The following is a 13,040-nucleotide window of genomic DNA, read 5'->3' as shown; positions in this document are numbered from 1 at the left end:
GACCAAGGATCTGTCAACTATGTAAAGGTGGAGAGAGTAGCGGAAGGAATTAATTCCGCTACTTTCTGATATTAAGCTTTTTAATCAAAGCACGATACCTGTCAATGTCAACTCTGGAAAGATAATCGAGCAATGAGCGACGCTGCCCTACCAGTTTCAGAAGACCATATCTTGTATGATGATCTTTAGTGTTGGTTTTCAGATGTTCTGTCAGCAGATTGATACGCTCGGTGAGAATCGCCACCTGCACATCAGTGTTGCCGGTGTCCTTCTCAGATTTTCCATATTCTTTGGTTAATTCCAGCTTACGCTCTTTGGTCAAAGCCATCGACGTTTCTCCTGTGAAAAAAAATTCCGAATTTTGTTGATATCCTGCTTCATTTGCCTTACAAGCTCATCTGCATTTGAAAACTTCCGGTCCCCCCTGATATAATCGGAGACCCAGAGATGAGCTGTTTCTCCTGTTTCCGGAACCTCACCACTCATCTCAAGAGCGTGAAACTCAAGATGCGCTTCGCGATGAGTGAATGTGGGGCATTCTCCGTAATAAAGGGCCCCGGTAAGCAGGTTTCCTTTAAACTCCAGTTCGGCAGCACAAACCCCAGGCGGCGGTAATACTTTCAGCGAAGGCGGCCTTTTAAAATTGAGGGTTGGAAAGCCAAGCTGTGAGCCTAATCTCAATCCCTGTGACCGTTGTGCGGAGATCAGGTACGGATGCCCAAGCATCTTTACTGCTTCCGCCAGACGGCCTTCAGTAATCAATCCACGAATCTGTGTCGAGGAAATAATCAGATCTTCCTGACTCAGTAAATCCGCGGTAAATATTTTAATATGGTATTTGCTCATTACTTCACGCAAAAATTTCTTTCCACCGGCTCTGTCTCTGCCTACCGCATGCCCTTCTCCGAGAACCCATTCCTCAGCATGAAGTCTATCAATCAGTACTTGTTTGACAAATTCCTCCGGAGTCAATCTGCTGAATTCAGCATCAAAGGGAATTTTCAGGATATAATCGACTCCAAGGCGCTCTATGAGTGCTGCTTTTTCCTCAAATGTAGTAAGAAGAACCTGGGGCAGTTCCGGAAAGAGTACAGCTCTGGTGTGGGGCTCAAAAGTTATCACGACGCTGTTTTTTTTCTCCTGCTTTGCCCGCCTTACCATCTCTTTGATCAATGCCTGGTGACCACGGTGAACACCGTCGAAATTCCCCACGCTCACCACACTTGACATCTCCGGGCCGGGTTTTTCCGCCAGAGTAAGAATCTTCACTTATTCACCTCGAAAGGCAGCACTGTAACAGGATGAAAAACAGTTCCCTCTTTACGTTGTAATACAGCGATCAGAACATTTTCGCAGTACGCAAAAACCACATCTGAATCTGTCTCTTTTTTAATATCGATATCCATACCATTCTTTATATACCTGCTTCTGTCTGCAGGGGCATGAAATACAGGGTAACTCCGGAACAGTTCCGAAGGGGAAATAATATAATTCCTGACATCTGAAAGGTCCTGAGGATCGATCGAGGACTCTATGCTGAACTGCCCGACTGCAAGCCTCCTGATCTCTGTGGCGTACCCGAAGGTACCAAGTTTGGATGAGATGTCACCTGCAAGAGTGCGGATATATGTTCCGCCTGAGCAGCGAACGAGAAACTCTCCGATTCCGGTTTCTGCATTATATTCTGTCATCTGGAAGGAGAATATTTTGATCGGGCGTGCCTGAAGCATCACTTTTTTCCCATCGCGAGCAAGTTTGTAAGCTCTGACACCATTTACTTTTACAGCGGAAAAATCGGGAGGAACCTGCATCTGTTTCCCTGTGAATTCACCGATGACCTCTTCAATTTCCAGTCGATCAGGAATGCGGCCACCTGAATGGATCAGTTTCCCTTCTGAATCTAAAGTGTCTGTCTGTGATCCGAACTGGACTTTGAAGCTGTACACTTTAGGTTCTGAGAGGAAAAAACGTAAGAGTCGGGTAGCAAATCCCAGGGCTACAACCAGTACTCCGCTTGCCTGAGGATCAAGAGTGCCGGCATGACCAGCCTTGGATACAGACAGGGCATGTCTGATCCGGTTCACAATCTGAAAAGAAGACGGTCCGCGAGGTTTGTCTATGCACAGAAATCCGTCCAAACCCTTTCAGCTCAGCTCCTTTTCTATTATAGATAGCATCAGGGGCAGCGCGAGAGAAAACGACTGCTTAATGGTACATCCGGCTGCGCTGGAGTGGCCACCACCACCACCTGGTACTCTCTGAGCAACTTTCCCAACATCCACTCTGCCTTTTGAGCGCAGTGAAAAGTGAGTCTCTGTGTCACTGTACTTAGCCATGATCCCCACCTCTACACCTTCAGCAGTGATAGTGAAATCAGCCATGCCTTCACTGTCACTGTAGTGTGCTCCCAGTTCATCAAGGACCGAAAGAGGCATCTCCATGATGCAAACCCTTCCATCAAGATGAAAGCTGAGGGAAGACCAGATACGGGACTGCAGCAGCAGTGCTTTGCGTGAGTGGGAACAGAATACCTTTTCGTAAACCATGGCGCAATCTGTACCCCGGTCGGCAAGATCGGCGCAGGCACGAAGGATTCGGCTGTTTGTATTGGAGAAACGGAACCCGCCGGTATCTGTCAGAATAGCTGCGTAAAGCGCTTCTGCCACATGGGGCGGGAAATCAATTTTCTTAGAAGTAAAGAATTTATAGATTATTTCGCCGGTTGCTGCGGCTGTAGTTTCGACAATGTTGACATTTCCGAATCTTGTGTTGTCCCTGTGATGATCAATATTGATAATTGCCTGTGGTTGAGAAGGGGGGCTCCAGCCCATGCGTCCTGGATTAGAACAGTCCAGAACAACAAGAACGTATTTACCTTCAGGCATTCTGTTCTGAATAAGGTCAGTGTTTTTCAGAAAAACGAATTTAGCAGGCACAGGGTCTATATCGAAGAGGATAACCTCTTTGCCCAGAGAATTGAGATACCAGTAGAATGCCAGCTGCGATCCCACCGAATCTCCATCAAGACTCAGGTGAGAGGATATAACAAAACGGTTGTGATCGTTTATCAGTTTCAGGAGGTCATGCCAGATCATCTTGAATTTCTTTAAGAAGCTCGTTTATATGATGGCCCTGCTCCACAGAATTATCAAGCTTGAAATAGAGACGGGGAAAATGCTTGATAGAAACACGGGATGAAAGGAGCTTCTGGATAAAAGGTGCTGCTCCATTCAGAGCATCGATAGCACTTTTTCTGGTATCTGGCTCACCGAAGATACTCACAAATACAGTAGCGTTGCGGGTATCCTGCGCCAGTTTTACATGGGTTACTGTAACCACTGCAGGGATACGGGGATCCCGCATTTCGAGGGCAATTATGGTACCTATCTCCCGTTGCAGCAACTCAGAGAGTCGTTCTATATGAAAATGTAAAGAGGACATTTGATTCCTTATCATGCAGGAGCCGAAAGCTTACGGGCGACTTCGACTTCCTCAAAAACTTCAATACGATCATTATCCCGGAAATCGGAGTAATTATCGAGTGTCAAACCGCATTCGTAACCTGCTGACACCTCCCGTACATCCTCCTGCATCCGTTTGAGTGAACCGATTCGGCTCTCGGCGACCACAACATCATCACGGATAAGCCTTGCTTTCATGCCGCGTACAACGGTTCCGTTCTCGACATAACAACCGGCGACAGTGCCAACTTTTGAAATCTTGAAGACTTTACGTATCTGCACATTAGCCAGAACGTTTTCTTTGATTTCCGGCCTGAGCATTCCCTCCATGGCATTTCTTACAGCTTCCAGAGCCTCGTAGATAATCTTGTAGGTTCTGATCTCCACCCCTTCTCTCTTGGCAAGATCGCGGATTTTAGTGTTGGGGCTGAGATGAAAGCCGATAATAAGGGCATTTGATGCTGAAGCCAGCATGACATCAGTTTCTTTGATAGCACCAACGCTTTTATGAATAACCGCCACCTTAATCTCTTCGGTGCTCAGTTTTTCCATCGAATCGGCCAAAGCTTCCACAGATCCATCAACGTCGCCCTTGATGATGAGGTTAAGGGTCTGAACATTACCGGCCTGAATCTGTTCATAGAGGTGATCAAGAGAGATGGTCCCCATTTTTCTGAGTTCACGCTCTTTCTGTGCAAGACGTCTTCTTGCAGAGATCTCTCTGGCCTCTTTTTCATCGTCGACAACCCGGAAGGAGTCACCTGCCTGCGGGGTGCCGGAAAGTCCCAGAACAAGCACTGGCTGAGAGGGGCGAGCAGATTCAACCATCTGGCCACGTTCATTGAACAGGTCTCTTACACGTCCATGATGGATCCCGGTAACAAAGGCATCACCCTTTTTCAGTGTTCCTTTCTGGACCAGAACTGTCGCTATCGGACCCTTCCCTTTGTCGAGTTCTGATTCGATCACAACGCCCTGAGCCATGCCTTCCGGATTTGCCTTGAGTTCAAGAATTTCAGTTTCTAAAGCGAGCACTTCCAGAAGTTTATCTACGCCTTTTCCGGTTTTGGCGGAGATTTCTACGCAGGAAACCTGTCCTCCGTAGTCTTCTACCAGAACGTTGTACTGTGCCAGTTCCGCCTTGACTTTATCAGGGTTGGCAACAGGCAGATCGATTTTATTGATTGCAACAACAAGTGGTACCGAAGCTGCACGGGCATGATCTATTGCTTCTCTGGTCTGAGGCATCACACCTGAATCAGCAGCAACAACCAGCACGATAACATCAGTTATCTGAGATCCTCTGGCACGCATAGCTGTGAAAGCCTCATGTCCGGGAGTATCGAGGAAAGTAACTGATCCCTGTTTGGTCCTTACTTCGTAAGCGGCAATGTGCTGCGTTATTCCACCTTCTTCGCCGGAAATCACGTTTGTTTTCCGGACATAATCGAGAAGTGATGTTTTACCATGATCTACATGGCCCATCACTGTTACTACCGGGGCACGGGAAACAAGTTTAGTTGTGTCCTCTTCCTCTTTTGATTCATCCACCTCAGGAGCGTATTCAGTCATCAGTCGTGCCGAATAACCGAATTCGTCAACAAGAAGCTCGATGGTTTCAAAATCGAGTCTCTGGTTGATGGTTACAAAGAGGCCCAATTCAAGACATTTTGTCAGAACTTCTGAAACCGGAAGGTTCATCATGTTTGCCAGTTCGCTTACTGTAACGAATTCCGCAACGTTAAGGATCTTCCGTTCGCTGGTATCCTCTTCTTTCTGGACTGTTTCTTTTTTGTATTTTTTCTTGGTAAAACCGGAGCCTATTTTGGCAAGGGTCTTTCTGATGTTAGCCTTCAATTCGAGTTCATCGACCTCAGGCCGCTCATTTTTCTTTTTGGATTTCTTTTTGCCTTTGTCTTTTTTTCCACCCTTGGCATCCTCTGTTTTGGGAGGGAAAGTATCCGCTGCTTTTTCCTGGGGACCGGGCTTAGGTATATAGGTGCGTTCACGTGATGGCTGCCCCCGGGAGTATTCCCTGGGACGGAACTCTCTTTCGGTACTTGTCTGAGGAGTTGCAGTTTCTTTTCTTGCTTGCTGCTCTGAAACAGGTGCCTGCTGAGCAGCAGGGGATGTTGATTGTTGCACCGAGGCGGCAGGAACAGATTCGAAAGCGGCTTCTTCCTTAGGCTCCTCTTCTTTGCCAATCAGATCCTCTCTGGCCTTTGTGAGCATCTGTTTTTTGCGCTCATATTCCTTTTTGATTTCGGCGCGTTCCTGTTCGAATTTCTTTTTGATATCATCACGTAAACTTTCATCCACGGTGCTCATATGGCTCTTTACAGGAATACCCATACCACGCAGCATCTGCACGAGTGCTTCGCTGGAAACCTTGAACTCCTGAGCTAGTTTGTAAACTTTCTCTTTTGCCATTTTTTACCTCTCTTATACTAACCGGCTGAATCAGTTTCTGTGAACCGTGGACGATGCAGGAATCTGCACTTCCTGGAAAATCAGGGATTGCCAGTAGAGCTGCTTTCTTTATTTTCATGAGCTTCATCTATGGCCTTTTTTGAATCCTCTTCGGATTCGGCCAGCGATTCAATGGCACTGGAAGCAATATCTCCCAGAACCGGGCTGTCCTCATTGTCGTTTTCGGCGAATCGCTCTCCACGAGCCTCTTCACGCATCTTGTCAAAGGCCTCATCATAAGTTTCATCTTCGTCATCTGATTCCATTGAATATCCTGCGGGAGCTGCCTTTTTGACAACAGGTCCCTCAGGGAAATCAGGAGTCTTCTCAGGAGCAGCAACAGCTTCACTGAGAGCTGCATTACGCTGCTCATCAGTCATGGCCGCAAACTCCTCATCACCAAACACATCGATCTCCTTGTCCAGCATTTTTGATGCAAGACGGATATTCTGACCCTCCCTGCCTATTGCCTGGGCGAGGTCCTCTTCACGGATCACTACGACAATCTTGTGTTCACCTACAGGAATGACCCGCTTGACTTCAGCAGGAGCGAAGACACGTCTGACCAGAAGAGATAATTCATCTGTCCAGTTTATGATGTCGATTCTTTCGTTGGAGAGCTCCCGCACGATTGCCTGCACTCTGTTTCCTCTCATACCTACGCAGGCACCCACCGGGTCAACTCTGCTGTCATTTGTTGTGACTGCAATTTTTGAGCGGTGGCCTGGATCGCGGACAACCTTAACAATACGAACCGTTTTGTCAAATATTTCAGGTACCTCAAGCTCAAAAAGCCTGGCCAGAAATTCAGGGCAGGTACGGGAGATAATTACCTGGGGACCTTTGGGATTATCCTTTACATCGGCAATGCATGCCCGTATATTGTCACCCTGGTGATAGTGCTCCTTGCGGATCTGTTCCTTATAAGGAAGCAACGCCTCGGTACGCCCCAGGTTGACAAGGATATTTCCTTTCTCTATCTGCTGGACAGTTCCGGTTACAAGTTCGCCGATTCTCTCACTGTAATCGGCGAAGATCTTTTCTCTTTCCGCTTCGCGTACACGCTGGACTATTACCTGCTTTGCAGTCTGGATAGCCATTCTGCCGAAGAGTTCAATGTCCAGGTCCTGCACCAGTTCATCACCGATCTCGATATCGCTGTCGATCTCCTTTGCTTCATCTATATGAATCTGCTTTTCGGGATCTTCAACCACCTCTGCAACTGTTTGACGGGTGTAAACTTCGATGGTGCCTTTTTCCCGGTCTATTTTGGCCTCCACATTTACCGGTTTGCCAAGGTACTTTCTGGCTGCGGTGGTCAGAGCATCCTTGAGAGTCTCAAGTACCAGGTCCATACTGATGCTTTTTTCTTTTGTGACCGCACTCAGAGAAGCAGCGATATCCATCGCTTTCAAGGCTTCATTCCTGCTCTTCTTTCTCATTATTAATCCTTCCTGAATTACTTGAACCGGATTTCTTCTTTTCCACTGTAAATATCTGAAAGAGGTATTTCCACAGTATTGTGTTCGATCATGATCGTGAGTTTGTTGCCCTCGCATTTGACAACCCTGCCCCTGATCGTTTTCTTCCCCTCGATACCCTCAGTGAGGTGCAGCACAACATCACGACCAATAGTCCTGCGGAAATCCTTCTCAGTTCTTAATTGACGATCTATGCCGGGAGAAGAAACCTCGAGATTGTAAGGACGCCCGGCTGAGAAATTCTCCACATCTAGGAGTACCGACAATTCATTGCTGATGTTTTCACAGTCACTTATTGTTACCCCGTTTTCAGAATCAACTGTCACCCGCAGAATAGAGCGTGATCCGGCATGGAAAAAACGAAAATCAAACAACTCAAAACCAAGATCCTTGAGCTTTGATTCAATCACCGGCCTGATCTTTTCAACAGAAGACATCACAACTCCATCTGAATAGCAAAAACGGGCTGTTCGCCCGTTTGCATAACCAAGCTGAAAAATTCTTAGTAATATACTAACTGGGGGATACCAGTTCAAGACAGAAGGAAAGAAATTTTGAGCAAATGGATTTATTTGCTCTGATCAGAATTCCAAGATTGCTTTACATGGCTTAGAGCCTGTTCTCTGGTAGTGATCTTCTCTTCAAGCTGCAGATCGTAAACTTCGGAGAGAATTTTTCCGAAAACCGGTCCGGGTTTAAAGCCCATCCCTATAAGGTCCCTGCCGCTTATAAGCGGGGCAGGTTTGATCTGCTCTTTCTCAAACGATTCAAGTCTGCTTTTGACAAAATAGTAGTTGTCCAGATTGCCGTGGCTTGCCAGACAATCTACCCTGTGCAGTTCCAGTTCATCCTCGATTGTGGGCCTGGAGAGCAGCTTCTTGAGAGTCGAAAGACGCATTCTGGTAACATTCATGAAATTCATGTGATTCTCTATACATGCATTCACATTTTCCACCAGATGATTTGAGGCTTTGAGCCTTTTAAGAACTTCTCTGGAGATGGCAGCGCCTACCCGGTCATGGTTGTTGAAGCGAATCCTGTCTGAAAGAGAAAATGTGGCCGGTTTGCCGCAATCATGCAGTAAAACGCTCCAGGCGGTTACTGATGAAGGGTTCTTGTGCATAAGTTTCAGCGCTTTAAGTGTATGGATGAAAACATCTCCCTCTGGATGGAAGTCTGGAGGTTGGGGAACTCCTTTCAAGGCTGAAATTTCGGGAAGCACATATTTAAGCAGGTTGGATTGATCCAGAAGCTCAATAGCGATCTCAGGCCTGTCTTGTAAAAGCATTTTATCGAGTTCAGCGAAAATCCGCTCTGCAGAGATGGAGACTATTTTCTCCGCATTTTCCTTTAGAGCTTCCCAGGTGTTTTTTTCTACGGAAAAGTTAAACCTGGCAGCAAATCTTATTGCCCTCAGCATCCGGAGGTAATCCTCACTGAATCTATGAAATGGATCGCCAATGGCTCTTATAACCCCGGCTTTTATATCTTCGAGACCCGAAACATAATCAATAATCTTGTCGGAGATGGGATCATAAAATATGCCGTTGATTGTGAAATCTCTCCTGAGAGCATCACTTCTGGCATCTGTGAAAACTATTTCTGCCGGATGTCTTCCATCAGAGATGCCGATATCAGATCTGAAAGTGGCCACTTCAAATGGAATACCTTCCATCACCACGATTATGACTCCGAACTGCTCTCCGACACTGATGGTCTGCCCAAAGAGTCTGGAGACTGTTTCTGGTCTGGCATTGGTGGCAATGTCTATATCGCCACTATCGGGCAAACCCAGAACCTTGTCCCGCACGTAACCACCGGCATAAAGAGCCTGGAAGCCGTTATCGACCAGTTTTTTCAAGACGCGAAGAGCCGCATGATTTTTTTGTCCGGAAGTGGAATTCATGACCGGAAAAATAGGTGAGCGTGTCAGTATTTGCAAGTCTTTATATTATATAGGTATTGACAATGCCATGGGGAGAAAAGCATCTTTTATCAGGTTTGTTCTGTTTAGAAATGTCTTTTTACCATAGAGAATGGAGGATTTCATGAATGCGGTCCTGAAAGTCGTAGCTGGTTTAAGCGTTTTGGCGCTTATGATGTCTTGTGGCTCTTCATCCTTTGAGAAGAAAGGCGATTCAGCTTACAACCTGGCGCAGAAACTTCAGGGTGACCAGAAACGGACTCACTTGAAAACTGCCTATATGATGTATGATAAGGCAATCAAAAGCAACCCCAATAAAATAAGCCCCAAGCTGAGGAATCGTTATATTGAGATGACTCTGATCAGAGCCAGCATGGTTCTCAATGAAGGCGCCGCTCACATGGAAGCAATTCCACTTTTTCTGGCGGATATCAAAAAGTTCATGACTCCTGAAGTCTCCTCGGATCTCAAGCAGCAGCATGCTCTTCTCCTCTCCCAGATGGCTGATTCCAGTCTGGTAAAGGATAAATTCGATGAAGCACTGTCCACTATCGATGAAGCCATCGCGGCAGCCAGTGATCCCTCACCGTTAAAGAGCAAAAAACAGGAGATCACTAAGAGAATTGCTCAGGATAACTACGATATGGCCGATATGGAATACCAGAATGGAAAGCAGAGCAAAGATGCCGAAGATTATGTAAAGGCGGAATTCTATGCCCTTTCTGCACTCTATTTCGATTCGACACATCAGGATGCAAAAAAACTTCTCGCTACTTTGAGAAAAGAGAACAGAGGTACCTATTCTGCCTACCTGAAAGTAATCGATCCGATTCCTGACTCTTCTGTTTTCAAGAAGATTAACAAGTGGGATATTCTTCTTGCTATGCCAACCATGGAGAAGCGGGGTGGGAATATTGCAGCTGTCGTAGATATCTACAACAATTCCTGGAATCCTCTGCGTCTTAAAGCCAATCATTTCCAGTTGGTGGATGTAAATGGGAAAACCTATCCAGGAAAAGCATCCCGCATAGATCCTGAGATTCTCGATCAGGAACATGAGGCCAAGCTGAAACTGACTTTCTCTGCTCCCAAAGCGGATATTCAGAAGCTGATCTATAAAAACGGTGATCACTATTCCGAGAAACTTTTCAGGTAAGAATTTTAATTTCAGTTTTATTGAAAAGGAGCTTCCGTTCCAGTCAGGGACGGGAGCTTTTTTTTGAATTTAGAGGAAGAGAAGTTGATCTGCATTCGGAGAACCGGAGGTAAATGTCAAATGACACAGATTCAGGGGTATTGAAAAAAAATCTCCTCGAAAGACTCGTCGAAATGACAAATTAATATAGTTGATCATATTGGAAACTTGCCGATGACTCACCAGTCATGTCTCTCGTTAACATATAGGGGGGTGCAAATTCATATACCTGGATAGTATTCCCTGTATATTCTAAGCGTTTCCTTCAACACTTTTTCCGGGTCTTTTGATTTTGTCAACTGGCGAACCATGCAGAAATTTTCTGCACCCGCTTCCAGTATGACAGATAAATTTCCCAGGTCTATTCCACCGATTGCAACCGCGGGTACATCCGATACCGAAAGCATCCTTTTCATCCCGTCAATTCCAATTACCGGGTCAGGATTTTTCTTGGTGGGAGTAGGAAAAACAGGTCCCACACCTATATAATCCGGCTTCAAATCACAGGCGGCAAGAGTCTGGGAGGGGGAATGTGTGGAGATCCCTATTATCGCATCTTTGCCCAGAATTCTTCTGGCTTCAGAACATGGGATGTCATCCTGGCCAATATGCACTCCATCAGCTCCGCAATCCCTGGCTATATCCGGGTGGTCATTAATTATAAGTCGCGTGTCGCTGCCAAGTGTCAATTTGCGCATGAGATTGGCGGTACTCAAAATTTCATCCCGGCCCTTCTCTTTCATACGGAGTTGAACAAAGCTGACGCCGTGGTCAACAAGCAGACTTGTAAGGTATTCGTATCCTCTCAGGGGATCGGTTAAGATTGCATAGAATCCAAACCTGGATGGGATATTCATTCATCAACTCCTGGTTTCAGGGCGAAGATCAAACCCAGGAGGGGAGCTGCGGAGAGTTTTTTTCTGCTTATGTCCACAAAACCTGCCTTCTCCAACCAGAAAGAGATCTCAGAGAAAGTGTAGATCTGTCCACCTGACGCATTAAAAAGATTGAGTGCCTGGAGACGGGTAAAGGCTTTTGCTGCGGGACCGGTTGACTGGTCACCAAGTTGATCCAGAATTATAAGATTGCCTCCGGGATTAAGTGCGTTTTTTACATTGTCAACGAGTGATTCATTAGTGGAGTCGCTGTTTCGATGCAAAACATTGAAGATAAGAACTACATCAAAAGCCTGCTCTGGAAGTGAGTTTAGACAATTTCCGTGATAAATGCTGATACGATCACTGAATTCATCAGTAACAATTTCATTCTCAAGGCCAGAGAGCGGGCTTTCAAGTACAACTGCTCTTAGTTCAGGATATCTTCGGCACAGTTCCCGGCTGTAAAATCCTCTGCTGCTGCTGATCTCAAGCAGATTTCCAGAACTGGTCTGTAAAGAGATTTTATCCAGTATTTCCTCTACCGGGATCTGAGTCGGGGACAGGAACAGTTTCTCTGAAACACACACTTCATCATCTTTTCTGCTGAGCCACTCATGCAGTGTAAAGTGAGGTTTCCCCTCTCTGATTGTGTACTCCAGAAGTTCAGAAAACTCGAATAAAAGAGAGGAGTAGAGCGGCAATGCAGCGGAAAAGCTAGAGGGACTCCCTTTGAGAAGCCACTTTTTTGCGATTTTGCTATTGCAGTATCTATCACCATTAAGTTCCAGATAGCCCAGTGCCTCAAGTGCCTCAAGGAGGAGTCCGGTGCCTCTGGGGTCGAGGTTGAGCCTGGATGCGACCTCTTTTACGGTCTGCGGGTGAGGATCGAGGCACTCGAATATGCCGAGTTTGTGAGCTGTGCATAAAGCCCGGAAACCCTGAGTCCCTGCCATGTCAAGAAGGAAACCTGGTTCATCATTTCTCATAAGGCTGATTTTTTCGAATAGACCGGGAAATACGGGCATTGTATTTACTCTCTTGAATAAAAGATGATTGCTCTGAGCGATTCTGCTTTTTTGTTCTGCAGGTGGCACATCGAGCCTTTGCAGATCTGCTTTAACAGTGTGAATCTGAAACAAAAATATCTGAGGGAGAAATTCATAATTGTGGTATAAAATAGAACCCGATTACCGGCATATCAAGGAGTGAAAAAAAACGGATGCATCATGTATATTAACATTTATTGATAAATTTGATTAACCTGGAATAATTCAGACACAGAACCTATACAGCTATTTTTCAGGAGCTAAGTTTCATGTTGGATATTCAGAGAATCCGTGATAATGCGGATCAGGTAAGGCAGGTAGTACTCAATAAAAAATCTCCCGTTGATATCGATGCGGTTTTAAGCTTTGACAATAAACGCCGGGATACGATTCAGGAAGTGGAGCGTTTAAAGAATCTCCGCAATACCCGCTCTATAGAGATTGCCGCTCTTAAGAAGGAAAAAAAGGATGCATCGGCTCTGATCGATGAGATGAAGTCGGTTTCTGAACGCATAAAGGCTCTGGACACAGAACTTGGCAGCATTGAGTCAGAGATACAGGAATATCTGATCAGGATACCCAATAT

Annotated in this window: 13 protein-coding genes; 2 read left to right on the top strand and 11 right to left on the bottom strand. The window is 45.9% G+C overall.

Annotated features, from left to right (window positions below; all coding sequences use genetic code 11):
• Window positions 1–58: 58 nt before the first annotated feature.
• The 9 genes from rpsO to GX089_11530 form a co-directional block, all read right to left on the bottom strand.
• Window positions 59–328, bottom strand: coding sequence for a 30S ribosomal protein S15 (rpsO, locus tag GX089_11570; GenBank protein ID NLP03126.1), 270 nt, complete (start codon window positions 326–328; stop codon window positions 59–61).
• Window positions 319–1,269 (bottom strand): riboflavin biosynthesis protein RibF, encoded by a 951-nt coding sequence (ribF, locus tag GX089_11565; GenBank protein ID NLP03125.1) that lies wholly within the window; start codon window positions 1,267–1,269, stop codon window positions 319–321. Before ribF ends, rpsO begins: the two co-directional genes overlap by 10 nt.
• Window positions 1,266–2,138: a tRNA pseudouridine(55) synthase TruB gene (truB, locus tag GX089_11560; GenBank protein NLP03124.1), complete on the bottom strand. Its 873-nt coding sequence runs from the start codon at window positions 2,136–2,138 to the stop codon at window positions 1,266–1,268. Before truB ends, ribF begins: the two co-directional genes overlap by 4 nt.
• Before the next feature lie 6 nt (window positions 2,139–2,144).
• On the bottom strand, window positions 2,145–3,095 hold the full coding sequence (locus GX089_11555) for a hypothetical protein (protein ID NLP03123.1): 951 nt from the start codon (window positions 3,093–3,095) through the stop codon (window positions 2,145–2,147).
• Complete coding sequence (rbfA, locus tag GX089_11550) at window positions 3,082–3,441, bottom strand: 30S ribosome-binding factor RbfA (GenBank protein ID NLP03122.1); 360 nt, start codon at window positions 3,439–3,441, stop codon at window positions 3,082–3,084. The genes GX089_11555 and rbfA overlap by 14 nt, the downstream gene beginning before the upstream one ends.
• Before the next feature lie 11 nt (window positions 3,442–3,452).
• Window positions 3,453–5,891 carry a translation initiation factor IF-2 gene (gene infB, locus GX089_11545; protein ID NLP03121.1) on the bottom strand — a complete coding sequence of 813 codons (2,439 nt, stop codon included), beginning with the start codon at window positions 5,889–5,891 and terminating at the stop codon, window positions 3,453–3,455.
• Between the two features lie 80 nt (window positions 5,892–5,971).
• On the bottom strand, window positions 5,972–7,372 hold the full coding sequence (gene nusA, locus GX089_11540; GenBank protein NLP03120.1) for a transcription termination factor NusA: 1,401 nt from the start codon (window positions 7,370–7,372) through the stop codon (window positions 5,972–5,974).
• A 17-nt stretch (window positions 7,373–7,389) separates the two neighbouring features.
• Window positions 7,390–7,848 (bottom strand): ribosome maturation factor RimP, encoded by a 459-nt coding sequence (locus GX089_11535; protein NLP03119.1) that lies wholly within the window; start codon window positions 7,846–7,848, stop codon window positions 7,390–7,392.
• A 131-nt stretch (window positions 7,849–7,979) separates the two neighbouring features.
• Window positions 7,980–9,317 carry a CCA tRNA nucleotidyltransferase gene (locus tag GX089_11530; GenBank protein ID NLP03118.1) on the bottom strand — a complete coding sequence of 446 codons (1,338 nt, stop codon included), beginning with the start codon at window positions 9,315–9,317 and terminating at the stop codon, window positions 7,980–7,982.
• A gap of 142 nt (window positions 9,318–9,459) precedes the next feature.
• Here GX089_11530 and GX089_11525 point away from each other — a divergent pair, with 142 nt between their 5' ends.
• Window positions 9,460–10,491 carry a hypothetical protein gene (locus tag GX089_11525; protein ID NLP03117.1) on the top strand — a complete coding sequence of 344 codons (1,032 nt, stop codon included), beginning with the start codon at window positions 9,460–9,462 and terminating at the stop codon, window positions 10,489–10,491.
• A gap of 260 nt (window positions 10,492–10,751) precedes the next feature.
• On the opposite strand, the gene thiE is transcribed toward GX089_11525, so the two are convergent.
• On the bottom strand, window positions 10,752–11,387 hold the full coding sequence (gene thiE, locus GX089_11520) for a thiamine phosphate synthase (GenBank protein ID NLP03116.1): 636 nt from the start codon (window positions 11,385–11,387) through the stop codon (window positions 10,752–10,754).
• Complete coding sequence (locus GX089_11515) at window positions 11,384–12,433, bottom strand: methyltransferase domain-containing protein (protein ID NLP03115.1); 1,050 nt, start codon at window positions 12,431–12,433, stop codon at window positions 11,384–11,386. Before GX089_11515 ends, thiE begins: the two co-directional genes overlap by 4 nt.
• A 290-nt stretch (window positions 12,434–12,723) precedes the next feature.
• On the opposite strand from GX089_11515, the gene GX089_11510 reads away from it, so the two are divergent.
• On the top strand, window positions 12,724–13,040 hold a 317-nt coding region (locus GX089_11510; protein ID NLP03114.1), incomplete at its 3' end, for a serine--tRNA ligase.

This window comes from Fibrobacter sp. (assembly GCA_012523595.1).
Lineage (GTDB): Bacteria > Fibrobacterota > Chitinivibrionia > Chitinivibrionales > Chitinispirillaceae > JAAYIG01.
Note: the sequence above shows the minus strand (reverse complement) of the source record. Positions and strands in the feature narration are given on the sequence as shown.